At 63.4% G+C, this 23,578-nt stretch carries 24 protein-coding genes, 2 pseudogenes and 2 riboswitches; of the genes and pseudogenes, 6 read left to right on the top strand and 20 right to left on the bottom strand.

What is annotated here, in order from left to right; translation table 11 throughout:
* The coding region (locus DDF70_RS28380; RefSeq protein WP_114946479.1) for an IS6 family transposase at window positions 1-598 on the top strand (598 nt) is incomplete at its 5' end.
* 67 nt (window positions 599-665) lie between these two features.
* On the opposite strand, the gene DDF70_RS28375 is transcribed toward DDF70_RS28380, so the two are convergent.
* The 6 genes from DDF70_RS28375 to thiC are packed head-to-tail and all read right to left on the bottom strand — an operon-like array spanning window position 666 to window position 6,076.
* The gene (locus DDF70_RS28375; protein WP_114948075.1) at window positions 666-1,667 is read right to left on the bottom strand and encodes a HesA/MoeB/ThiF family protein; all 1,002 of its coding nucleotides are present in this window, start codon (window positions 1,665-1,667) and stop codon (window positions 666-668) included.
* Window positions 1,664-2,275, bottom strand: coding sequence for a thiamine phosphate synthase (locus DDF70_RS28370; protein ID WP_114948074.1), 612 nt, complete (start codon window positions 2,273-2,275; stop codon window positions 1,664-1,666). Before DDF70_RS28370 ends, DDF70_RS28375 begins: the two co-directional genes overlap by 4 nt.
* Window positions 2,272-3,042 (bottom strand): thiazole synthase, encoded by a 771-nt coding sequence (locus DDF70_RS28365; protein ID WP_114948073.1) that lies wholly within the window; start codon window positions 3,040-3,042, stop codon window positions 2,272-2,274. Before DDF70_RS28365 ends, DDF70_RS28370 begins: the two co-directional genes overlap by 4 nt.
* Window positions 3,043-3,045: 3 nt before the next feature.
* The gene (thiS, locus tag DDF70_RS28360) at window positions 3,046-3,243 is read right to left on the bottom strand and encodes a sulfur carrier protein ThiS (protein WP_114948072.1); all 198 of its coding nucleotides are present in this window, start codon (window positions 3,241-3,243) and stop codon (window positions 3,046-3,048) included.
* Between the two features lie 3 nt (window positions 3,244-3,246).
* Window positions 3,247-4,221 (bottom strand): glycine oxidase ThiO, encoded by a 975-nt coding sequence (gene thiO / locus DDF70_RS28355; RefSeq protein WP_114948071.1) that lies wholly within the window; start codon window positions 4,219-4,221, stop codon window positions 3,247-3,249.
* A gap of 4 nt (window positions 4,222-4,225) precedes the next feature.
* Window positions 4,226-6,076, bottom strand: coding sequence for a phosphomethylpyrimidine synthase ThiC (gene thiC / locus DDF70_RS28350; RefSeq protein ID WP_114948070.1), 1,851 nt, complete (start codon window positions 6,074-6,076; stop codon window positions 4,226-4,228).
* Between the two features lie 59 nt (window positions 6,077-6,135).
* A riboswitch (TPP riboswitch) is annotated at window positions 6,136-6,243 on the bottom strand.
* A 93-nt stretch (window positions 6,244-6,336) separates the two neighbouring features.
* Window positions 6,337-6,440, top strand: a riboswitch (TPP riboswitch).
* On the opposite strand from thiC, the gene thiM reads away from it, so the two are divergent.
* Window positions 6,431-7,219, top strand: a complete 789-nt coding sequence (thiM, locus tag DDF70_RS28345) for a hydroxyethylthiazole kinase (RefSeq protein WP_114948076.1) — start codon at window positions 6,431-6,433, stop codon at window positions 7,217-7,219. Its footprint overlaps the riboswitch before it by 10 nt.
* Window positions 7,220-7,360: 141 nt before the next feature.
* Complete coding sequence (gene thiD, locus DDF70_RS28340) at window positions 7,361-8,161, top strand: bifunctional hydroxymethylpyrimidine kinase/phosphomethylpyrimidine kinase (protein WP_114948069.1); 801 nt, start codon at window positions 7,361-7,363, stop codon at window positions 8,159-8,161.
* A 276-nt stretch (window positions 8,162-8,437) separates the two neighbouring features.
* On the opposite strand, the gene DDF70_RS28335 is transcribed toward thiD, so the two are convergent.
* From DDF70_RS28335 to DDF70_RS28325, 4 genes and pseudogenes are all read right to left on the bottom strand, one after another.
* Window positions 8,438-9,205, bottom strand: coding sequence for an acetoacetate decarboxylase (locus DDF70_RS28335; RefSeq protein WP_114948068.1), 768 nt, complete (start codon window positions 9,203-9,205; stop codon window positions 8,438-8,440).
* Window positions 9,202-9,336 (bottom strand): hypothetical protein, encoded by a 135-nt coding sequence (locus DDF70_RS38865; protein WP_281024399.1) that lies wholly within the window; start codon window positions 9,334-9,336, stop codon window positions 9,202-9,204. Before DDF70_RS38865 ends, DDF70_RS28335 begins: the two co-directional genes overlap by 4 nt.
* Window positions 9,337-9,619: 283 nt before the next feature.
* Window positions 9,620-10,606, bottom strand: a complete 987-nt coding sequence (locus DDF70_RS28330) for an IS110 family RNA-guided transposase (RefSeq protein ID WP_425374127.1) — start codon at window positions 10,604-10,606, stop codon at window positions 9,620-9,622.
* A gap of 909 nt (window positions 10,607-11,515) precedes the next feature.
* A pseudogene (locus DDF70_RS28325) lies at window positions 11,516-12,667 on the bottom strand (recombinase family protein); the annotation flags it as partial.
* A gap of 311 nt (window positions 12,668-12,978) precedes the next feature.
* Here DDF70_RS28325 and DDF70_RS28320 point away from each other — a divergent pair.
* Window positions 12,979-14,205: an IS701 family transposase gene (locus DDF70_RS28320; protein ID WP_114948067.1), complete on the top strand. Its 1,227-nt coding sequence runs from the start codon at window positions 12,979-12,981 to the stop codon at window positions 14,203-14,205.
* 164 nt (window positions 14,206-14,369) lie between these two features.
* Here the strand turns inward: DDF70_RS28320 and DDF70_RS28315 are convergent, their stop codons facing one another.
* Window positions 14,370-15,086, bottom strand: coding sequence for a DUF6691 family protein (locus DDF70_RS28315; protein ID WP_114948066.1), 717 nt, complete (start codon window positions 15,084-15,086; stop codon window positions 14,370-14,372).
* 152 nt (window positions 15,087-15,238) lie between these two features.
* Here DDF70_RS28315 and DDF70_RS28310 point away from each other — a divergent pair, with 152 nt between their 5' ends.
* Window positions 15,239-16,981, top strand: a complete 1,743-nt coding sequence (locus DDF70_RS28310) for a PHA/PHB synthase family protein (RefSeq protein ID WP_114948065.1) — start codon at window positions 15,239-15,241, stop codon at window positions 16,979-16,981.
* A gap of 22 nt (window positions 16,982-17,003) precedes the next feature.
* Here the strand turns inward: DDF70_RS28310 and DDF70_RS28305 are convergent.
* From DDF70_RS28305 to DDF70_RS28265, 9 genes and pseudogenes are all read right to left on the bottom strand, one after another.
* Window positions 17,004-18,076 (bottom strand): annotated as a pseudogene (locus DDF70_RS28305) (NAD(P)-dependent alcohol dehydrogenase).
* 126 nt (window positions 18,077-18,202) lie between these two features.
* Window positions 18,203-18,763 carry an Hsp20/alpha crystallin family protein gene (locus DDF70_RS28300; protein ID WP_114948064.1) on the bottom strand — a complete coding sequence of 187 codons (561 nt, stop codon included), beginning with the start codon at window positions 18,761-18,763 and terminating at the stop codon, window positions 18,203-18,205.
* A gap of 101 nt (window positions 18,764-18,864) precedes the next feature.
* On the bottom strand, window positions 18,865-19,128 hold the full coding sequence (locus DDF70_RS28295; protein WP_162820737.1) for a hypothetical protein: 264 nt from the start codon (window positions 19,126-19,128) through the stop codon (window positions 18,865-18,867).
* A 204-nt stretch (window positions 19,129-19,332) separates the two neighbouring features.
* On the bottom strand, window positions 19,333-20,001 hold the full coding sequence (locus tag DDF70_RS28290) for a 3'-5' exonuclease (protein ID WP_114948062.1): 669 nt from the start codon (window positions 19,999-20,001) through the stop codon (window positions 19,333-19,335).
* Window positions 20,002-20,469: a putative nucleotidyltransferase substrate binding domain-containing protein gene (locus tag DDF70_RS28285; RefSeq protein WP_114948061.1), complete on the bottom strand. Its 468-nt coding sequence runs from the start codon at window positions 20,467-20,469 to the stop codon at window positions 20,002-20,004. It abuts the gene before it with no gap.
* Window positions 20,427-21,209 (bottom strand): DUF294 nucleotidyltransferase-like domain-containing protein, encoded by a 783-nt coding sequence (locus tag DDF70_RS28280; protein WP_162820736.1) that lies wholly within the window; start codon window positions 21,207-21,209, stop codon window positions 20,427-20,429. The genes DDF70_RS28285 and DDF70_RS28280 overlap by 43 nt, the downstream gene beginning before the upstream one ends.
* Window positions 21,166-21,375, bottom strand: coding sequence for a hypothetical protein (locus DDF70_RS28275; protein WP_425374126.1), 210 nt, complete (start codon window positions 21,373-21,375; stop codon window positions 21,166-21,168). The genes DDF70_RS28280 and DDF70_RS28275 overlap by 44 nt, the downstream gene beginning before the upstream one ends.
* Before the next feature lie 296 nt (window positions 21,376-21,671).
* Window positions 21,672-21,908: a hypothetical protein gene (locus DDF70_RS28270; protein WP_114948059.1), complete on the bottom strand. Its 237-nt coding sequence runs from the start codon at window positions 21,906-21,908 to the stop codon at window positions 21,672-21,674.
* A 21-nt stretch (window positions 21,909-21,929) separates the two neighbouring features.
* Window positions 21,930-22,112, bottom strand: a complete 183-nt coding sequence (locus DDF70_RS28265; RefSeq protein ID WP_114948058.1) for a hypothetical protein — start codon at window positions 22,110-22,112, stop codon at window positions 21,930-21,932.
* 881 nt (window positions 22,113-22,993) lie between these two features.
* On the opposite strand from DDF70_RS28265, the gene DDF70_RS28250 reads away from it, so the two are divergent.
* A partial coding sequence (locus tag DDF70_RS28250; RefSeq protein ID WP_162820735.1) for an outer membrane protein occupies window positions 22,994-23,578 on the top strand: 585 nt, incomplete at its 3' end.

Genomic DNA, 23,578 nt, shown 5'->3' with positions numbered 1-23,578 from the left:
GATGTCCGAGCGCGGTGTCAGCGTTAATCCAAGCACGATCTTTCGTTGGGTCCAACGCTATGCCCCGGAGATTGAGAAGCGGATGCGACCAAACCACGGGCCTCGCTCAGGTTCGTGGCGAGTGGACGAGACCTATGTCCGAGTGGGTGGGCACTGGCGGTACTTGTTCCGAGCGGTCGACAAGCACGGTCGTCTGATTGCCTCCATGCTGTCCGGCCGGCGTGATACTGGAGCCGCTTATCGCTTCCTGCGCAAAGCCCTTAAGGCGATGAGCGATTATCCGCCGTCCTCGATCACGACCGACAAACTGGCATCCTATCCGAAGGCCATCCGACGCCTGCAGGACGAAGGGCTGCTGCCGCAGGATGTCGAACATCGCACCTCGAAATACCTCAACAACATCCTCGAGGCGGATCATGGCGCGCTCAAGCGGATGATCCGGCCGACGCGTGGCTTCCAGACGATGAAGACAGCCTCCGCCACCATCGGAGGTTTCGAAGTCATGCGCATGATCCGCCGCGGTCACTGCGTCCAGCGAAAACGTCAGGCGACAGGCGAAGTCCGTCTCATTAATCAGCTCTTCGGTCTAGCAGCCTGAATGACCCGCCCGACGGCGTTCGTTATGCCCTTTCAAGTTGCTGCAACAGTGCCAGCCATCAAACGGCTCAAACGCTCTGCGAACACAGCTCATCGATATCGCCCATTGCGATGAGCGCCAGTTTCTGGTGTCCCTGGTCCCTCAGCAGGTCCGCTGCCCGCCACGCTCTTGAACCGCTGCGGCAGCAGAGCACAACCCGGCTCAATTGTGAGACATCCCGGCTCTGCTCAACGATCGTGTCAATGGTTGCGCGGCGGGCCTGCGGAAATGGCGAGACCGACACCTCAGCAAGGCTTCTGAGCTCGAAGACAATGTCGTTGGCGGTGACATCAGATTGCGCGATAAAGGGCGGCGCGGAACCAGGCGCCTCCGGCGCATCCAGGAACGAAAATCCGCCAAACTCTAGCTTTTGCAGATCCACCGAAATCAACTGCCCAAGTGGTGACGGATCAAGGCCCAGAATCAGTGCTAACACCATCTGCGCCTGCAAGCCACCGAGCATGCCCGCAACCGAGCCTAGGACCCCTAGCGTGGCACAGTTCCCGAGGTTCTGAGGAATATCCGGAAATACGGAGCGGTAGCTCGGAGCGCCGGCACAGAAGGCGCCAACATAGCCCTTCAAGCCTACACAGGACGCACTGACCAAAGGTTTGCATGCTGCCTTACAGGCATCGCTCAGAATGTACGTGACCGCGATGCTATCGGCGGCATCCACAATGACATCCGCGCCCCTCACGAGACCCTGTGCTGCGGCGGGATCAAGATAGATGGCAAGCGCGTCAACGATCACTGACGGATTGAGAGCTTTGAGTGCCGTCTGAGCCACCTCGACCTTCAGCTGACCAATGTCGGTCTTGCGATAAAGGGGCTGCCGGTGAAGGTTGCTCTCGTCAACGCGGTCATGGTCGACGAGCGTGAGGCGTCCGACACCGGCGGCCGTGAGATATTGCAGGACGGGACATCCAAGGCCGCCGGCCCCGACGACCAGCACCGAGGATGACGCAAGCTTGGCCTGGCCAGTCTCGCCCACCTCCGGGAGCACGATCTGTCGTGCATAGCGAGTAGTCATCCCATAATCCTCGTCAATGCGATCCAACGGCGGGTTTGTTGCTCCGGGTCCGGGTGCCGGAGAATGTCCGTCACCACCGCCGCACTGTCAGCGCCAGCATCCAGAACGCCTGGGATGCGGTCGATGGTGAGCCCACCGATCGCAACGAGTGGAATCTCGCCAATGAGCTGCTTCCATTCCGTGATGCGGCGCAGGCCTTGGGGAGCCCAGGGCATCTGCTTCAGGTCTGTCGGAAAGATGGGTCCCAGAGCAACGTAGTCCGGCGCAGCTGAGAGCGCCTGCTTGAGTTCGCTGTGGTCATGCGTACTCACACCCAGCCGAATGCCCGCCTTTCGAATGGCCGGCAGATTCGCGCCCGCGAGATCTTCCTGTCCGAGGTGAACGAAGGTGCAGCCTTTCGCAATGGCAAGCCTCCAATGATCGTTGACCACGAGTTGAGCGCCATGCTGTTCGCAACAGATCTTCGCCTCTCTAATCTGACGTGCGATTGCGGCATCGGACACATTCTTGATGCGAAGTTGAATGAGTTTTACGCCGAGCGGCACTAGGCGTCGCACCCAATCCGCGTTATCGACAATGAGATAGAAGGGGTCGAGCACGAGGGTCATGCCAGCAACGCCCTGCCCAAAACCGGAGTCGACGGGCGCGCCATCTCCCGTGGTTCCATCGGAATGGCGTGCTGTGCCAGCCGTCCAGCCTCAACCGCCAGGGCGAATGCCTTGGCCATCCCGACCGGATCACCGGCCTTGGCGACCGCGGTGTTCAAAAGAACTGCGTCGACTCCAAGCTCCATCGCTGCTGCGGCGTGTGAGGGCAGTCCAATTCCTGCATCGACCACAAGCGGCACATCGGGAAAGTGGGCCCGGAGCATCTTCAACCCGAAGACATTATTGAGACCTCTGCCTGAGCCGATCGGTGCACCCCAAGGCATCAGAACGCGACAGCCCGCCGCGAGCAGGCGTTCGGCCACAACGAGGTCCTCCGTCGTATATGGAAAGACCTGGAAGCCTTCTTCAGTCAGAACTCGCGCGGCTTCGACCAAGCCGAAGACATCCGGCTGGAGGGTATCCTCCTCGCCGATCACCTCGAGTTTGATCCACGGCGTCCCGAAGACCTCCCGGGCCATATGGGCCGTCGTGACCGCCTCCTTGACCGTGCGGCACCCAGCAGTGTTGGGCAGAACGCGTGTGCCAAGATCGCGAATGATAGACCAGAAGGCCTGTCCTGCCAGATTGCCGCTCGCCTCGCGCCGGAGCGAGACAGTCACCACCTCCGCACCCGAGGCTCGAACTGCCGCTGCCACGATGGCGGGGGATGGATACTGGGCGGTTCCCAGCATCAAGGGTGACGCAAGTTCGACATTATACAACAGCATGCCTCAGCCTCCTTGCATCGGCGCGAGAACTTCGATGCGATCGCCGTCGTTCAGCGCGATGGCCGATCGTTGGGATGCGGGCACGAACCGTTCATTGACGGCCGTGGCCACAACGGCATCGCCGAAGTCGAGCTCACACAGAGCGCGCGACAGGAGCCGCTCCTCAATCTCACGCTCCTCACCATTCACGATAATCCTCATGCGTCATCTCCATAGTCGCTCTAGGTGGAATACTGCATCGGCGACCCGGGTCGCGAAGGCAGGAGCGAGCAAAAATCCGTGACGGTACAGGCCGTTGAAGTAGATCGTTCGGCCGCAGTCCCGAATCGCGGGCAGGTTGTCAGGAAAGGCGGGCCTGACATCGGCGCCAAACTCGACAATCTCGGCCTCGCCGAAGGCCGGATGGACAGAGTACGCTCCGTTGAGGAGCTCGACCGCCGAGCGCACTGTGACACGACTTCGATCTGAGCTCTCAATCATCGTCGCTCCGATCATGAAGAGCCCCTTCTCACGCGGCACGATGTAGAGAGCGATGCGCGGATGAAGGAGGCGGACAGGACGCTGGAGGGAGATCTCGTGTGTTCTGACAAGCAGCATCTCGCCCTTGACGCCGCGCAAGTCCGGAAGATCGCCCTGTGCGGCAAAGCCGCGACAGTCGATGATGCGATCCACATCGCTATCCCCGGTAGGGGCCTCGGCACCAAACCGTAGAGAGACACCAAGGTCTACAAGACGCGCGGCGAGTGCGGTCAGTGCGCTCCGGGGGTCAAGGTGTGCTTCGTCCGCGAAGAACAGGCCTTTGTGGAACCGTCCTGCCAGATCAGGCTCGAGATCAGCAATCCGATCCCCGTCGACCCAGTCAAAGCGTTCCGTTCGGCGCGCAAAGTGAGTGAGGTCGCCCGCGTCGCGGGGCCGGGCGATCACCAACGTACCCTTGCGGGTGGTCCCTGGACATCGCCGCAGCCACCAATCGATCGCACGACGGCCCAGTTCTGCCACGACAGGTTCCGAGCTCTCGCGCTCACACCAGGGCGCGAGCATTCCGCCCGCACACCAGGAGCAGGCAGCCGCACCGAGGTGCGGGCCACGGTCAATCACCTCAACCCTGGCGCCCCGCTCGGCCAACTCCAGCGCCGCTGTCAGGCCAGCGACTCCGGCGCCAATGACACGGATACGCATTGCGCTACTCCGCGGCGGGGACGTAGAGTTGTCCGCCGCCAGCCAGGAACTCGCGGCTCTTAGCGCGCATGCCGGCTAATTGCTCCTGAACCTCAGGGGTCATCGCCGCCACTTCGGCCCGCAGATCCTGCGTGATCTTCATCGAGCAGAACTTCGGGCCGCACATCGAGCAGAAATGCGCCGCCTTGTGTGCGTCCTTCGGCAAGGTCTCGTCATGATAGGCACGAGCCGTGTCTGGATCGAGGGAGAGATTGAACTGATCCTCCCAGCGGAAGTCGAAGCGGGCCCGGGACAAGGCGTCGTCCCGAACCTGTGCGGCCGGATGTCCCTTCGCAAGGTCGGCGGCATGGGCTGCGATCTTGTAGGTGATCACTCCGGTCTTCACATCGTCCCGGTTTGGCAGCCCCAGATGTTCCTTGGGTGTCACGTAGCAGAGCATCGCCGTGCCAAACCAGCCGATCATGGCGGCGCCGATGCCGGACGTGATGTGGTCATATCCCGGTGCGATGTCTGTGGTGAGTGGACCAAGGGTGTAGAAGGGCGCTTCGCCACATTCGCGGAGTTGCTTGTCCATATTGACTTTGATCTTGTGCATCGGCACATGGCCGGGCCCTTCGATCATGACTTGGCAGCCCTTATTCCACGCAACCTTTGTGAGCTCTCCCAGGGTCTCGAGTTCCGCGAACTGTGCCGCATCGTTCGCATCGGCGATCGATCCAGGGCGCAATCCATCACCCAATGAGAAGGAGACGTCGTAGGCCCGCATGATGTCGCAGATCTCATCAAAGCGCTCGTAGAGGAAGCTTTCCTTGTGGTGCGCCAGGCACCAGCGCGCCATGATCGAGCCGCCACGGGAGACGATGCCCGTGACGCGGTTGGCCGTGAGCGGCACATAAGGCAGGCGCACGCCCGCATGAATGGTGCAGTAATCGACGCCCTGTTCGGCCTGTTCGATCAACGTGTCCTTGAACACCTCCCAATCGAGCTTCACCGGATCACCGCCCACCTTCTCCAGGGCCTGGTAGATCGGCACTGTGCCGATGGGCACCGGCGAGTTGCGCAGGATCCAGGAGCGGATGTTGTGGATGTTGCGGCCGGTTGAGAGGTCCATCACCGTGTCGGCGCCCCAGCGGATCGCCCAGACGAGCTTTTCCACCTCGTCGGCTGCCGTCGAGACCACGGCGGAGTTGCCGATATTGGCGTTGATCTTGACCAGGAAGTTGCGCCCGATTGCCATCGGCTCCAGTTCCGGATGGTTGATGTTGGCCGGAATGATGGCGCGGCCTCGGGCTACCTCCTGGCGCACGAACTCGGGCGTGATGAAGGGGGGAATGGCAGCCCCGAAGCTCTCGCCATCGGCAATCTTTGCCTCCGCGTTCGCCAGCATCGCTTCGCGGCAGAGGTTCTCTCGGTGCGCGACGTAGATCATTTCCTCTGTGATGACCCCGGCCCGGGCGAACTCGTATTGGGTTACGAGTTGACCGGAAGCGGCACGGCGCACGACGCGCTCGGCCGGGCATGGCGCCACAAGTGCGTCGGCCGAGACGTTTCCGTTGTCCTCAGGTTTCACGGGCCGCGGCGCGACCGCCGCATAGTTCCGCGCTGTGATCCACGGCTCGCGCACGAGCGGAAGACCTTTAGCGAGATCGATGGCTGCATCGTCCTGGGTATAAGGGCCGGAGGAGTCGTAAACGCGCACATGCGCTTCGCTGGGATCCGTCAGGATAATCGCGCGGAAGGGAACCCGGATATCTGGGCGATCTGCCGGCATGGCATAGACCTTGCATAATCCCTGAATCGGGCCAGTGGTGACGGACTGGGGAGCGCCCTTGGGCTTGTCGATATGAACGATCACTGGATCTCTCCTCTTGGACAAAGGGAGATCCGGGCAAAGCGAGCTGAGGGATTCGTTGTGTTGCTCGATAGTTCCAGTCCCTCCGCCGGTACGACCCGGATCAGGTTCAAGGGTCACGGCGAATCAGCCGACTCTCAGCCCCTTACAGGGCTCCCCTCGGAACGGATGCGATCCTCGTGGACGTAATCTCAGCTGTCAAGAGCGGAACTGAGCTGACAAGATTGGTTCTTGTCAAAGGATGGCGGAGCAATTATTACGGCGGCATCTCCTTGGGGTGCCCGTTCGCGCTGAGAGGTCTCGCCGAGACCAACCCATCGAACCTGATCCGGATTATGCCGGCGGAGGGATTGCGAGATGACGAGCAAACCAGCGTCCCTATCGGATGCTTTCAGTCTTCCAGAATTGTCCGGGCATCTGCTCAACCGCCTTCGCGGTGAGCGCACGCGCGTGCATGCGATCACGAGCGCAGTGGCACAAACCCTCACAGCCAATCTTCTGCTCGCCGCTGGCGGGATTCCATCGCTGACCGTCGCATTAGCGGAAGTCCCGGCTTTTACCAGCCGCTCCGCCGCGCTTCTCGTCAATCTGGGCACGCTCGACGCTGACCGCCGTGCCGCGATCCCACAAGCTATCGCGACCGCGCACGCTCATGCCAAGCCCTGGGTACTCGATCCAGTCTTCGCCGACGCCTCCCCACCCCGCCAGAAGTTTGCCCGCGCCTGTCTTGCGGGCAGGCCGCGTGTCCTTCGCTGCGATGCGGGCGAGCTCGCGGCTCTCGCCGGCAAGGATGCGACGCCTGAAACCGTGCAGTCCTTCGCCAAAGCTCAAGGCACGATCGTGGCCCTAACCGGCGCGGTCGACTTGATTACGGATGGCGCCCGCATCATTCGCGTCAAGAACGGTCACTCGCTGATGACCCGCGTGACCGCCATGGGATGCGCCGGAACCGCCCTCGTGGCAGCCTTCACGGCCCTGCATAGCAGCGCACTCGAAGCGGCGGCTGCGGCTCTGCTCGTCACGCGCGTCGCAGGCGAGATCGCCGCGCGGGACGCAAGGGGGCTGGGGACATTCCAGCCGGCTTTCCTCGACGCACTCTTCAATCTCGATACGCCAACTCTCATCACTCATGGGAGGGTCTCATAACCACAGGTGATCTCAGGCGCTACGATATCATCGATCCGGAAAGGACGGGCAGCTGGGGTCCTGTTGCGCTCGTCCGGCAAGCTGCCACTGGCGGCTGCGGCATATGGTAAATCAGGCCCTGAACTCGCGGAATGCTCCGGCATGACCGCTGTCGCCGTCACTATCGCGGGCTCGGATTCAGGGGGCGGCGCCGGCATCCAGGCAGACCTCAAGACCTTTTCGGCGCTAGGCGTCTACGGTGCCAGTGTGATCACTGCGCTCACGGCGCAGAACACCCTTGGCGTTCAGGGCATTCACGATGTTCCGCCCGCCTTCGTCAAGCAGCAGATCGACAGCGTCTTCTCCGATCTCACAGTCAATGCGGTAAAGATCGGCATGCTATCACAACCCGCTGTCATCGAAGTTGTGGCGGAAGGCCTTGCGCACTACAGCGCCGCGCGGATCGTACTTGATCCCGTGATGCTGGCGGCAAGTGGCAATCGACTGCTCGTGCCGCAGGCCATCGACACGCTGCGGCGCATCTTGCTTCCCATGGCGCTGCTCGTCACACCCAATCTTCCGGAGGCCGCGGCCCTCCTCGATGAGCCGCCGGCCCAGGACGAGCAGACCATGTGCCGCCAGGCTGAACGCATCCTCGCTTTGGGTCCCAAAGCTGTTCTGGTGAAAGGTGGCCACGGCACAGGACTGGAGAGCACCGACATTCTCATGAATCAGCACGGCATGCAGCGCTTTGCAGCTCCTCGCATCGGCACGCGCAACACGCATGGCACCGGCTGCACCCTGTCCTCGGCCATTGCAGCCGGGCTTGCCAAAGGTCTATCGCTCGGCGACGCGGTTACTGTGGCCAAGAGCTTCATCAGCGCCGCCATCGGGGCTTCCGATGAACTCCAGATCGGACGCGGGCCCGGACCCGTGCATCATTTCCATGCCACTTGGTCCTAAGCGCTCACACCGTGCGGCGCTTGGGGCTGGAGCCTGCGTTTTCGCGACTCTCATGGTCGTGCGCGCAAGGCTTCCGCCGGCGCATGGTCACCTCGTGGCCAAGAACCGTACCGGCCTCGGAACTGCAAGACCGAAGAGGCGATTGACGAGGCGTATTTCGCCTGTCGCTCGACATCCCCGCCTGTTGTAATGACCGCGGCGGATTATGCGCATGATTTTTAAAACCCGTATGCCGCTCGCAGTCCTTGGATCGAACTGGGACATGACGGTCTCCTTTCAGAGTTTGCGGTCGTCGGCGAGATAGTCGTAGACGACCTCCCCGAGCCCGAGGGTGAGATCGGCGATGTAATGGCTGGCGGACACCACCTCCTTGATGGGCAGCCGGGCCACGTCGCACATGGCGTGCTCAAAGAGCTGCAAAGCCGCAGGTCCGGTCCAGGCCCCCTTCAGGGTCACGTCCTCCAGGTAGTACCGCACGAGCTCGCAGATGCGCGGCGTGCAGTCCACATGCGGGATGATCTTGATCATGAAGGCGGGCTTCGCCATGGCGTTCCTGATAGGCGCCGGATCGGCCTCGCGATGCTTGTAGCCCATCGTGGCGACGACGCAGGGCACGGAGCCGTAATGCAGGGTGCCCACGAGCGTCTCCTGCTCATGGATGATCCGGGGGCTCGCGAGCTTCTTCGGAAAGCCCCAGATCTCCCGGCCGCCGGCGATCGGCGAATTGTCGTCGAGGTACATGGCATGTACGTAGCCGCCCTCCTGCACCTCGCCCGACGGTGTGGTGAAGCGCACGGGGATCACCTGTCCAGTCTCGGTGTAGTCGCCGAAGCCGGTCGAGTCCGGCATGCGGATGAACTCGTAGGCCACGGTATCGCCAACCACCTCCAGCGGTTCGGGCACCACGGCTCGGAGGGCGTCCGGATCGGTTCGATAGGTGATGACCACGTATTCGCGGTTGTAGAAGCGGTAGGGCGGGCGCGGATAGGCCGGGTCGTTGAGCGGCATTGCGAAGGCCTTTTCGCGGACATCTGAGATCTTCATGGCTTCCTCGTGCGGAGTTCGAGTGTGAACGGTGACAGATCGGCGACGTCGAAAGTCGCGATGCCGTTCGACGTGTCGGGGCGCTTCGGGATACCGGGGTTGCGCAGGGTCCGCAGCGTGGACATCGTCATGTCTGGATGGCGCCCGTTTGGCAACGTGATTGTTGATGATGCTTGGGCCTAGCGGGGCGGGTGCGGTCATGTCTCCGGCCTTTGAGAGCGGTGCTGCATGACCGCAGGCCCTGATGTTTTCCGCTGGAAGCTGGTCCCTCTCACATTATCGTGCTCGACTGCCGCAAGACAGCACCACGGGTTCTCCGGTTTCGGCGGTCCATATCCGCTGTGGCTTCACATCATCTCATCGTCACCGTGCCAACTGGATGCCCCGAGGGGCGAATGGTTGTGAGTTGGTCGTCTATGAGGCCGCCGGCGCGGCAGCTCCCGTGCTCCCCGGCTCGTAAGCCGTGCTTCTGGCCATCACCGCCCAGGCGGTCCGGGCCATCTTGTTGGCCAAGGCGACGGCCACCACCTTGAATGGCTTCTTGGCCAGGAGGATCCGGGCCCAGTCCGCCAAGGCCGTCCGGGTCTTGCCGGACTTCATGCTGTCGAGCGCCGCGTGCGCGCCCACGACCAGCAGCTTGCGCAGGTGCCGATTGCCCATCTTGGAGATGGAGCCCAGCCGCGGCTTGCCGCCGGTTGAGTGCTGCCGCGGCACAAGGCCGAGATAGGCGGCAAACTCCCGGCTGCCTTGGAACAAGCTGGCGTCGGGGACACTGGCCGCGAGACAAGAGGCCACAATCGGGTCGATGCCCGGAATGCCGGCGAGCCTCGTGCTCACTGGATCACTGCGATGGGCCGTCAGAATGGCTTTGTCGAGCTTTGCAATCTGCGCCTCTATCCCAAGCAATATCGCCGCCAGAGGCTGGAGGGCCATCCGGGCAGTGGCGGGGAGATCGGGACTGGCGTCATCATCGATAAGGGCAATCAGTTGGCGCGTATTGCGAGCGCCCTGCGCCACCACGATGCCCAACTCGGTGAAGTGACCGCGCAGGGCATTGATCAGGGCTGCCCGCTGCCCGATCAGGAGATCGCGGGCTCCGTGCAGCATGAGGGTGCTCTGCTGCTGCGGGCTCTCGACCGGAACGAAGCGCATCGACGGCCGTGTGACGGCCTCGCATATTGCCGCCGCATCTGCAGCATCATTCTTCTGCCGGCGCAGATAGGGTTTGCATAGGCGGGAGGGATAGGCCCCGAGGCGCTGTCGCCCGGCGAGCACACAGTCGCGTTCGACTTCAGGTACGACGGGCTCGGCGCGGCGACGCTGGCCTATGACGACCTGAGCGGTATTGGCCGTGGCGGCACGGGAACGCTGGCAGTGGACGGCAAGGTCGTGTCGACGCAGAAGCTGGAGCGGACCGTTCCCCTCTCGCTGCTGCTCGACCAGCGGTTCGGGATCGGCATCAGCGGCCCGACCCCGGTGGACGACCGCGACTACCAGGTGCCGTTCCCGTTCACCGGCACGATCGACAAGCTGACGATCAAGCTCGATCCGCCGAAGCTGACGGCCGAGGACGAGCGCAGGCTTAGCTCGAGTTTGGCCATTTCTGACGGGTGATGTGGGAGCGAGGGGCGGCGAAGCGAACGATGCGGTAGACTGGCAGCGTTTCCGCCAAGAGACACCGCCATGCTGCACCTGCCCGCCCGCTTCGCCGCGATCATTGTAGCCTTTGCGCCGCTCTTTTGCCACCGGACCTGGCGCCATGCCGAGACCCTGCTTATCGGAGCCATCCTGGCGCCCGGCAAGCGCACCGTGACGTGTTAGACAATGGTGCAAATTCCGGCGGGTCGCGGACGTACCCGATGAGCCAGGATCAACCCGGAAGACCACCCGGACAACATCATCGGCAACCTCGATGCGCTTGACGAGAGTACAGATGATATCGCGCCTCGTCGCCCAATCTGCACTCGTCAGTCGGTCGCGCACCATCGTAGCAAACAGGTCGAGTTTACCAATGGCGAGGTGCAGCGAGCGGATCTGATCACCGGCTTCCTGGTGAGCCTTGGCTTCGGCTTCCAGCCGGGCTGTCCGGCAGCGCAACACGGCCAGGCGCGGCTCGAATTCAGGCTTCTCAATCAAGCCCTCCGTGTAGCTGTCGATCAGCCGCTCGATCGCGCGGCGCGCCTTGGCCAGCTGACGGCTGAGAGCATCGAGTTCGAACCGCTGCGGCGTTGCTTGAATCGCATCCAGGCGCCGTTGATACTCCTCGATCACCCGCGTCGGGTCGTCGAGCAGCCGACAGACCTCCCTCCAGACCGCCTCATCGAGCTGATCAACCGCCACCAGCCGAGCATCACATTGCCGGGCACCATGGAACCGGGTCCGGTCGGTGCCGCAACAGCGATAGTAGCTCCACGGCCCGCTGGATCGTTGCCCCGTGAATCCATAGCCGCATTTCTGACAGACCAGCAGGCCTCGCAGCAGGTACTGAGCGCCCACAAGACGCTCGCGATGACGCTTTCGGTTCTCTTCCAGCCGCTCGGCGACGCTCGCAAAGAGGTCTTCGTCAACAAGGGCTGGCACCGCAATGCTGATGTGCCGCTCGGGTGCCGCTGGCACTTGCCGACAGGGCCGCCGCGGTAGGCCCTCATGGCTACGCGGCGGATGAAGCGGAGGCTGCCACGGCACGCATTGGCGCCGACCATAGACCGCCTGGCCGGCATAGGCCGGGTTGCGCAGCATGGTATAGATCATGGCCCGGCTCCAGTGCGGTCGACCGGTCGGGCTGGGAACCCCGCTGGCGTGCAGGCGCCGGCCGACCCCCGCCAGCGTCAAGCGCTCATGCCCGACCCAGGTGAAGATCTGGCGCACGATCCGAGCCGGCTCCTCATCAATCTCGTAGCGTGCGGCTCCCCCACCCGCTTCACGCGTGATGTAGCGATAGCCAAAAGGGGCCCGAGATAGGACGCTGACGGCCCCGGTTTGGGCACGGTGGCGCTTGCCGCGCCGGCTGCGCTCCAGCACCTTGGCCCTCTCGTACTCGGCGAACATGCCCTGTAATTGCAGCAGCAAACTGTCCTCGGGCGTGCTCCCGATCGCGCGATTGAGGAAGACAACCTGGGTGCCCGCTTGGGTAAATTCTTCGAGCAGCAGAACCTGATGCGCGTAGCTGCGGGCCAAGCGATCCGGGGCATGGACGTAGACAAGATCAATGGCCGATAGCGCCACGAGATCGCGCAGACGCTCCAAGGCTGGACGAATCAGGCTGGCGCCGCTGTGGCCGTTGTCGATGAACCGCAAATCCTCCCGCACGTCGTGGCCGTCCTGGGCCACTCGGGCGGTCAACTCGGCCAGTTGGCTGTCCATGGTGTGATGCTCAGCCTGCTGGTCGGAGGAGACGCGGGCATAAAGGGCGACCTGCAGGGTCCGCGGCGCCGAAACGGCTCTCAGGTGTGGAGTTCTCATCGTCTGCTCCCTCGGAAATGGGTGTCAGCGCGCTTGATGGCAGGGCCCAGGTGCGCAGGGGCAAGAGGCGCTCGTAGGCGCGTCCCACCACATCCCGACTGCCCCGTCTGACCTCGAAGCCGACCTCAAGGCGCAGAGGTCGGCGCCTCGTGCAAAGCTTGGCCATCGTGGTCCTCTTCCTTCGCCGGTCTGGCCTATCCAGATCAGGCTGAGGGCTTCAACGTCGGACCCGCCGTGCGATGGCGCAAAGCTGCGCGGGCAATCGTATGGACAAAACTGAGCGGAAACTTTGCACCATTGTCTAACACGTCGTGACCAGCATCCTGCGCATCTGTGGCCTCAGCCGCGAGCGCCACTTCGTCAATTATCATCGCGTGCTCAGCCGGGCTCGCTGGAGCACACGCGAGGCGGCCCGGCTCTTGCTGGGCCTGCTGATCCATGCCTTTGTCCCGGCGGGTCCGGTCATTCTCGGTCTCGACGACACCATCGAGCGTCGGCGCGGCAAACGCATCAAAGCCAAGGGCATCTACCGCGACCCAGTGCGTTCCTCCGACGCCCACTTCGTCAAAGCCTCGGGCCTGCGCTGGCTCAGCCTCATGCTGCTGGCGCCCATCCCGTGGGCGGCCCGCACATGGGCCTTGCCGTTCCTCACCGCCCTGGCGCCCTCGGAGCGCTACTGCCGTGAGCGGGGACACCGGCATAAGAAGCTGACCGACTGGGCCCGGCAGATGGTGCTGCAGGTGCGGCGCTGGCTGCCTGAGCGCGAGCTGGTGCTGGTCACCGACATGGGCTTTGCCGCCCTTGAGTTGCTCGCGGCTCTGTCCCGTCAGGGTGTGATCTGCATTACCCGACTTCGACTGGACGCTGCCCTCTATGAACCAGCCCCACCGCGTCGACCAGGGACAAGCGGCCGTCCCCGCACTAAAGGCGCTCGCTTGCCCAACCTGTCCGAGGTGCTGATGCGGACGAGCACGCGCTGGCAACGCGTCACGGTGCCCGGCTGGTATGGGGAAGGAGACCGCGTGGTTGAGTTCTGCTCCGCCACCGCCGTGTGGCGCCATAGCGGAAGACCCGTCGTGCCGATCCGCTGGGTGCTGCTGCGCGATCCGCTCGGCCGCTTCTCGCCGCAGGCCTTGCTGTGCACCGATCCGAAGCGCGACCCGCTGCAGATCATCCGCTGGTTCATCCTGCGCTGGCAGGTCGAGGTCACGTTCCAGGAGGCCCGCGCTCATCTGGGTGTGGAGACGCAACGGCAATGGTCGGATCGTGCCGTGGCCCGCACCACCCCCTGTCTGTTCGGGCTGTTCTCGATCGTGACCCTGCTGGCAGGCCAACTCGGGCAACGCGCCCGCACGGCTGTTTTGATCGACAGCTGGTACCGCAAGTCTCATCCGACGTTTGCGGATGCACTGGCAGCCGTGCGGCGGCAGATCTGGCGTGAAACGGGTTTACTCACGTCCCGGCACCGGCACAAAACGCCAAAACCCTCACGGGCGCTTCAGCGATGCTTAGTTTACGCACTCTGTCACGCCACTTGATTGGCTAAACTCGAACTTAGGGAAGCGGCGGCGCGTGCGGCCGACGGCGCAGCGCCGGTCGTCACCCGATGACCGGGACGTTCGAACGGGCTCCGGCCGCCCAGTAGCCCTGTTTTCTTCCAGTCGACGCGCTTACAAGTCGCGTCGGCTGTGGGCTGGGACCATCAGACGCCATTTCGGTCTGGGACCGGCCTGCCGAGAGGGAATACGAGAGGTAGCGACAAGTCCTGACCGGGGCAGAGACCAACGAGGCCCCAGCCGATGCCGAACAGGGCCGCGCCACCGATCAGGCACCGATCGAGGTCGCGGCGAGACGGATCTCGAGCCGCTTCACGAGCATGGGGACGTTTGGACACCGGGACCGACTCTCCGGTGAGCGCGGACTCATCGACCGTCAGCGCGTCGCCCGCGATCAGGAGGCCATCGGCCAGCAGACGCTCCCCCTCGCCGACCAGGACGAGATCGCCTGGCACGAGGTCGCGCGCCGCGACGCGGCGTTCGGTCCCACCGCGGATCACCCGGGCGAAGGGCTCGGCCAGCTCGCGCAGGGCGGCCAGCGCCCGTTCGCTCCTGGCCTCTTGCAGCACCACCAGGCCGATCGTCACGGCGGCGCCGGCCGTCATGAACAGGCCTTCCCCGATGTCGCCGAGCATCAGGTAAAGGCCCGCCGCGGCCAGCAGGAGCAGGAACATCGGCTCGCGCAGGATCCCGCGGACGATCTCGACGAGGCCACGGGAGCGCTTCCCCTCAATGGCATTGGGGCCATGCCGTGCGAGGCGGCGCTGGGCCTCGACCTCGTCCAGGCCCGTCAAGCCCGCAGGGACGACCTCCACGGTTCCCGCGTCATGACCGCCCGGTGCGGTTCGTGCATGCACGGCCATGTGCGCCTCCGGTTGCGACGGTCCGTCCTCACTGGGCCACCAGGATCGGCCTTTCCGAGGCGGTGAGCATGTCCCGCGTGGCGCCGCCGAACACCCGCTCCCTCAGGCGGGTATGGCCGTAGACCCCCTCCCCCGCGACGCCCTCGACCAACATGTCGGATGATGCCGAGCTTCACCAGGTCCGGGATGCCCTTGATCATGCTGCCCATGCTGGCCTTGCCCGCCTCACGGGCGGCTTGTCGCCGGCGGCGCTCACTGCCGCCTACATGGACTGGGCTGTCCATCTAACCATCTCGCCCGGCAAGCAGGTCGAACTCGCCGCAAGGGCAGCCCGCCAGTGGACCCGGCTGACGCAGTTTGCCTCCCGTTGCGGCCTGGACGGTGGCACCTGCGAACCTTGCATCGAGGCGCTTCCTCAGGATCGCCGCTTCGCAGGAGACGAGTGGCAGCGTTGGCCCTTCAACATCATCCACCAAGCCTTCCTGCTGCAGCAGCAGTGGTGGCATGACGCGACGACCGATATCGACGGGGTCACCAATCAACATGAGGCCGTGGTCGAGTTCATCTCGCGCCAGATTCTCGACATGGCATCGCCCTCGAACGTCGTGGCGACCAACCCGGTCGTGCAGAGGCGCATTCTGGAAACGGGTGGCCAGAACCTCGTGCAGGGCCTGCGGAACCTCAAAGATGACTGGGAAAGGATCGTTCGCTCAAAACCTCCGGCTGGCACGGAAGGCTTCCAGGTCGGCCGCAATGTGGCCGTGACGCCCGGCGAGGTGATCTTCCGCAACCGCCTCATCGAGCTGATCCAGTATGCACCCACGACCGCGAAAGTCAGGCCCGAACCCGTCCTGATCGTGCCCGCCTGGATCATGAAGTACTACATCCTCGACTTGTCCCCGGAGAACTCCCTCGTTCGGTACCTGACGGATCAGGGTTTCACTGTACTCATGATCTCCTGGAAGAACCCGACGGCGGAGGATCGGGACCTCGGACTGGACGACTACCGACAACTCGGAGTCATGGCCGCGCTCGATGCAATCAACGCCATCGTGCCGAACCACAAGGTCCACGCCGTCGGCTACTGCCTAGGGGGCACACTCCTGTCGATTGCCGCAGCCGCCATGGCGCGTGACAAGGACGAACGCCTGCAGACCGTGTCTCTGCTGGCAGCGCAGGTCGACTTCCGGGAGGCCGGAGAGCTCACTTTGTTCATCAATGAGAGCCAAGTCCACTTCCTGGAGGATCTGATGCGCAGCCAGGGTTACCTCGACACGCGCCAGATGGCAGGCGCCTTCCAACTCCTGCGCTCGAACGATCTCATCTGGTCAAGGCTCGTCCGCCATTACCTGATGGGCGAGCGGACGCCACTGAACGATCTCATGGCCTGGAACGCCGATGCCACCCGCATGCCCTACCGCATGCACGCGGATTACCTGGAACAGCTCTTTCTCGACAATGATCTGGCCGAAGGCCGCTTCCGGGTCGACAGGCGTCCCATTGCCGTTAGCGACATCCGCGTACCGATCTTTGCGGTCGGCACCGAGCGCGACCACGTGGCGCCGTGGCGCTCAGCGTTCAAGATCCACCTCCTGGCCGACACCGATGTGACCTTCCTTCTCACGAGGGAAGGCCATAATGCTGGCATCGTGGCGGATCCGGGCCGGCCGGGAGGGCGCTTCCAGGTTCTGACGAAATCCGCCACGGACCACTACCTGGATCAGGACACCTGGACCAGGACCGCACCCTACCATGAGGGCTCGTGGTGGCCGGAATGGACGTGCTGGCTCGCCGCGCATTCCAGCAAACCAGCGAACCCTCCCGCGCTGGGGGCGCAATCTCGGGGCTATCCCGTCCTGTGCGAGGCCCCGGGCACGTACGTCCTGCAAACCTAGTCCGGAGCGATCCCCGGCGGAGCTACGGCGTGATCGCGACCTTCAGCACGCCGTCCCGCTGATGGGAGAACAGGTCGTAGGCCTCCTCGATCCGGTCGAGCGTGAAGCGATGCGTCACGAGCGGGTGCGTGTCGACGCGTCCCGAGGCGATCGCACCGATCAGCCAACGCATCCGTTCCTTGCCGCCCGGACAGAGCGTGGTGCGGATCGTATGATCCCCCAGCCCGGCCAGGTAGCCGTCGAGCGGGATCTTGAGATCCTGCGAATACACGCCGAGCGACGACAGGGTGCCGCCGGGCGGAGCACGCGCAGCGCCGCCTCGAAGGTCTGCTGGCGTCCGAGCGCCTCGATGGACACATCGACGCCGCGCCCATAGGTGAGGCGCCTGATCTCCTCGACCGGATCCGCCTTCGTGAAGTCGACCACATGGTCCGCGCCCATCCGTCGCGATACCTCGATCCGCTCCGGCACACTTTCGACCGCGATGATGGTGGTGGCGCCCATCAGTCTTGCACCGGCCGTGGCGCAGAGCCCGATCGGGCCTTGAGCGAAGACAGCGACCGTGTCGCCGATGCGGATGCGCCCGCTTTCCTCGCCGGAGAAACCGGTCGACAGGATGTCCGGGCACATGAGCACCTGCTCGTCGGTCAGGCCGTTCGGCACCAAGGCAAGGTTCGCCATGGCGTCGGGCACGCGCACGTATTCGGCCTGACAGCCGTCGATGGTGTTGCCGAACTTCCAGCCGCCCATGGGCTTCCAGCCATGCTTCGTGCCGGCTCCGTCCTGCGAGTGGCAGCCGCACAGACAGGCCGCGCTGTGCCCGCTCGGCGTGATGGCGCCGGCGATGACCCGCTGACCCTCGTGGTAGCCCTGTACAGCCGAGCCGAGCTTCTCGATGATGCCGACCGGTTCGTGTCCGATGGTGAGCCCACGAGCCACCGGGTACTCGCCCTTGAGGATGTGGATGTCCGTGCCGCAGATCGTCGTCGTGGTGATGCGGACGAGGGCATCGAGCGGACCGATCTCCGGGATCGGTTTCTCATCCAAAGCGATGCGGCCGGGCTCGACGAAAATGGCCGCTTTCATCCTGGGCATGGCCATCCTCCCAAGGCTGATCCGGGCAATTGTACCACGTGACAGCGACGCGTCCGTCATTGCCGGCCTGCTAGGCATCGGACGGGGATCGCCGATCATGCGAACGGGTTTCAGCCGGATTTCGTGTCATCGTGATTGTCCCGATGTCCCAGTTGCCTGTTGTCCTCCCGTGGCACCCTGACCGGGTGCGCCTCGTCCTTGAACCTGAATCCGGCGCGAGCGCTCCGGCTGTCCAGTCTTCGGCACGGTCACGGTCAGGACGCCATTCTCGAAACTGGCTCTGACCTGCTCGGAATCGACAGCATAGGGCAGCCGCAGCGAGCGCTGGAAGGTGCCGTAGGAGCGCTCGACGAAGTGGAAGTTCTCCTTGTCGTCCGTGCGTTCGAACTTCTTCTCGCCCCGGATGGTGAGCACGTCATCATCGAGGCTGACGTCGATGTCCTGCTCGGCAACGCCCGGCAGCTCGGCCGTGATGCGGATCTCCTTGTCCGTCTCCGAAACATTCATGCTGGCATTGACGAATGTGCCGACGTCGCCCTGGCCCTCACTGCCGGCTGCCGCAGGCAGAGCGGCGGCGCGGAAGACATCGTCGAAGAGGCGGTTCATCTCGTGGCGCAGCGACAGGAAGGGATCGCCGGGGAACATTCCGCCGCTGGGGCGGAAGGGGGGCATGGGATTGCGGGCCATCGTGCGTTCCTCCTCATGCGTTGCGGGATCGGGGGCGGGCCATCGTAGCTTCGCGGGCATGGGACCTCACGGCACCGGGACGGGCCTGCGCCCTGGCGCATTCAGGCCGCGAAGGACTGACCGCGTTGCTGCATCCAGAGCTGGTTCAACAGGTCGACATAGGGCTGACGCCTCTCACGGTGGGCGACCACGAGTTTTTCCCTGATTGACTGCTTGATTTCCTTGGCGCTGGCGCTGTTCTCGACCTTCTCCAATTCGACCTGATGCTCGAGGTCGATGTGGCCCAGCGTCCGCGCGACCTCTTTCATCATCAGGTCAAGGCCGGGCGAGTACCTCCGGTATTGCTGGCTGGCGTGATTGGACATGTTTCCCTCCATGATTGGTCATCATCGTCTGGGGCTACGCTTATCCAAGAATTTACGCTGTCTCGGGCCAGTATCGTTGCTGAGGAACAAAGCGAAACTCCGTATTTTTACGGAGGGGCCGCGTGAAGCTTTGCCGATCGGAAGCAAGAGTCCCACCGGCGCCAAGGGGCCTGACGTTCCTGGCCGACGCTCCATGAGCTGAACTCAAGCGCCGATCGGAGCCTCCTGCTGGAAGGCTCGATCACGTCCGATGCGGACCCCTCGCTGTCGCATATCCCTGAGCTGTCCGTACATCATGGCCGTCATTAGGGCATCGTTGAAGGCATCGTGTTGCCCGAGTGTGGGGATACCCAGGTCCGACAGGATCGACTGGAACCGGAGGTCAAGCACCGTCCCGGGTGGGGCACCGCCATACTTAAGGGCGTAGTAGATCTCCGAGACCTCGATGCGGCGATTGGGCAGCTTCGCCTCGATGTACCGGAGAACATACTTGTCGAGCATGCGGACATCGAAATCCACGTAATAGCCGACAATGGGACGGCCCCCAATGAATCGGAGCAGCTCCGGCAACACCTCGTGCATGGGGCGCCCCTCGGCCACGTCACGCGCCCGGAGTCGGTGGACCTTGATGGACTCAGGGGGCGGTACCCTGTCGGCCCTGATGATGGCCTTGTAGGCTTCGCTCGTCACGATGCGGCTGCCGCGGATCACGATCGCCGCGACGGCGATCACCTCGTCGTGCCGCGGGTTGAGCCCGGTCGTCTCGCAATCCAGGACCACAACCTCGTCCGGCGGTCCCGGCTCGAACAGGAAGCGGTAGGCATGGTCCGCCAGGGTCGCGCGATAGAACAGGTTGCGCAGCCAGCGTCCCACTCAGAACGCTCCGAGATGGTAGCGGCTGCGGATCAAGTCGCGGAACTGGCGAACCACCCGGAGGGCATCGCGCAGAATGTCCCGTTCCACCGTGGTTATCCCATCCAGGCGCAGTATGGACTCGGTCTCCATTGCTCCTTTGTGCAAGGCCTGGATCTGTGAGCGGAGCCGGAACTCCATGAAGACGTGCAGCGCGCTGGTCAACTCCCGTCCGAACGCAGGCTCCAAGACGCCAGCCCTGACGAGCGCCTCGATCCGGGCTGCCGTCGGTGTCTCGAAGATGCCCTTCTCGATCGCGAGCGTACGCACGCCGTGCACGATCGGGAACGTTCCGGCCTTCTTGATGTCGACTGCGTCCGGACCGGCGCCGACGGTGGCCATGATGGTGCCGAGAACGCCCAGGTTGGGTGTCGCGAAGGTCTCGATCAGCGATGCGAACCGTGCCAGGAGAGCGGCCTCGCCACGCATGAGTTCGAACAAAGCCTGCTTTGCCCGGGTGAGGATATTCGCCGAGCCCGCCACGGCCTCGGCATCCCCTGGAGAACCCACGTCTTGAGTCGGCGGATGAAGCTGTCGAGGGGCTGGGACCAGACCGGATTGCGCACCATGACATTCCCGGGACAGGGTGGGAACCCGAACCCGTCCAATGCGACAGTGAACGCCTCGCGGAATTGGGCAAGGTCGGCTGCTGGAACATCCCTGTCCAGAAGGATGGCGTTGTCCTGGTCGGTTCGGACCGTCTGCTCGCCACGCCCTTCGGATCCCATCAACAGGAGGCTGCCGGCCTCGCGGATTGATGGAGGAGCTGTCATCCCGAAGAGATGCGTGAGCAACCGCCGGTTCAGGTCGGACGTCATCTCGGCGATCACGTCGACCTTTATTCCCTGCCGGTGCAGGCGCTCGACCTGTGCCTGAATGTCCTGGGCGGCAGCGGCCAGATCATCGATGCTGCGTGCGCGCTCGATCCGCCCCGGGATCAGTTGGGAGTTGCCCGCGAACAGGCCGAGGATGTCGATGTCCTCCAGAAAGCCGAGATAGTCACCGTTCGAACGGATCGCGAGGCGCCGCTTGTCGTGCTTCGTCATCAGCAACAGCGCCTCGAACACGAGGTCGCTGCGGTCGACCGCGACGACGTCGAAGCGGCAGATGTCCCGCACCGGGGCCTCAAGCGGACGCCGGAGCAGAATGACCGCCTTCGACAGGTTCATGCCGGTGGCAACACCAATTGGCCAGGCGCTGGGAGAGCTGGGCGCGGGAGAGCTTGATCCGCAGCACGATGGCACCGCGCTCATCCTGGCCGACGAGGTGGAAGCTGTTCTTGCCCAGATCGATACCGAGCGTGGCAATGGCGGAAGAGGCAGAAGACCGTGACATGGGACGTGCTCCTTGCGTGGCTCGAAGCCCCACAGCTTACGAACAAGCGGGGCAGGAGCACGGCCGGACCATCCCATTAGCGGTCCTTTGGCCGACGCGCACCAAGGCTCTCTCTGGCTGCGATACGCGGCGCGTCCATCACCAACAGTATTGCTGGGGCCTGATCACATGCCGGACAGTTCCATCGTTCCTTGATGCGGGGTCGCCATCAGGCGGCTTAAGTTCCTGCGACCTGCTTGCCACTTCCGGCGGCATCTGACCGAGGAGCCAACGACGTTCCCGTCAGATGCGCCGGATCACCGGATCACACGCATGATCCGGCGGGACTGCGGATCCACCACGACGATCTTCTGGTCGGGCGAGATGAAGTAGACGTACTGGGGCCCTGCCGAGAGTCCGCGGATCGAGATGCTCTGCATGTCGCCCGTATCGATCCAGTCCGGAACGAGGCTTCCACGGCGGATCTTGGTCCCGCTGGGCTCAGCATAGCGTGGTCCGATGAAGGTTGTCGGCCGGAACCTGGAGCCATCCATTCTGGGTATAACCCACGTGTGTCACGCCGGGCGGAGATTTGCTGGATTCACGGCATAGCCCAGGTCCGGATAGCTGGTCCCGCCGCCCGAGGCCGGATTGACCCTGAACGTCAGCGGCTGTGCGACGGCCATGGTCGAGAGTAGGACGACGCCGGTTGTCGCCACAGACGTCAGCAGTGTCGAAGAGTTCACATGGAGACGCATCGGATCCTCCTTGCTGTCACGGGGTGGGATGCACGGCACTCACACGAGACAGGACGATAAGCGAATCGTGGCGTCGTGCTTGACCACACGGGACGGTCCCTGGACCTTTTCTGCAACCCACGCCCGTCGATGGCCATTGGCAAAGCGTTTGAGAAGCAGCGTACTCCCTGCCGATCGACCGGGAATACAGGATCCGTCTCTATGGCTGAAAGGGGCTACCATCCTTCCGGCGCAGGTTGTTGAGCAGGATATGCATGCTGATCAGCAGCATCTCTGACGAGCTTAGAAGAGTCTTAGTGAGACCCCACGGCCCGAAGACGGCTCACCACCAGAGCCAAAAGGATGGCGCTCACGAGGACGAGCAAGCGCAGGGTGATGCGGCTTTGCCTCTCATGACGAGCCAGACAGGCCTTGGCGGCTTCGAGCCTGCGGCGTTGCTCATCTGGTCAGCAGGGGGAAGAAACACAACACCGTTGCCGATTAGAGCTGGACTAAATTTCTATGATCCGCTGTTTCTAGCAGCCTCATGCACGCGTCGGAAGGCAGTTCGCAAATTGCGGGACGGCCATGTGAGGGAACGAACGGTCGCAACGGCAATGCCATAAAAAACCCTGCCCGTTGCAGGGCAGGGTTGAGTGATCTCCTCGCCTTCGGGGTTACGCCGAAGTCAAGCCAGCAGGTCATGTCCCACGCGGTGTGTCAAATCCGACAAAAGTGTCAAATCCGACAAAAGTATTCACGAGATAGTATGCGCATATTCATATCAGCTATACTGGCCAAAATAGTAGAACCCAGCCAAGTGTTGCATCTTTGCTATAGCCATTCTTGGTAGCTGAGCCGTACTCTGTTCCTGTGACTCTTCGTCCACAAGGAAATTACTCATGAAAACCCGTATTCTCAGTCTACTCGCCGCAACAGCCCTCTCCACGGCGGCTGTCTCGTCCGTGTCCGCTGCCGACCTTCCGCGCCAGGCGCCGCCGCCTGCCCCGATCATTGCTGCTCCGATCTTCACCTGGACCGGCTTCTATATCGGCGGCAACTTGGGCTGGGGCTGGCGGAACAGCAACAATGACCCTGTGTTCCTCGGAGGACCTGGCATGCCTGTCGGCCTCGCCGGGGGCACGCTCATCTTCGACAACAACAACGACGGTGCCTTCACCGGCGGTGGCCAGATCGGCTACAACTACCAGATCGGCTCGTTCGTGATCGGTGTCGAGACCGACATCCAGGGGATCGACAACGGCAACAACAATGCGGTGTTCATTCCGGGTCCGGGCTTTGCCGGCGGCACCTTCGTTCCCGGCCGGTTTGAGGACTCTGCGGATTGGTGGGGTTCGACCCGCCTGCGCGCCGGTGTCGCCTTCGATCGCGTGCTGATCTACGCCACCGGTGGTGTCGCCTACACGGACAACGACACCGGCTGGGCCGTCGGTGGCGGCCTCGAATGGGCTCTGCCGACGAACTGG

Origin of the sequence: Microvirga calopogonii, assembly GCF_003347665.1 — a bacterium.
Classification (GTDB): domain Bacteria; phylum Pseudomonadota; class Alphaproteobacteria; order Rhizobiales; family Beijerinckiaceae; genus Microvirga; species Microvirga calopogonii.
Note: the sequence above shows the minus strand (reverse complement) of the source record. Positions and strands in the feature narration are given on the sequence as shown.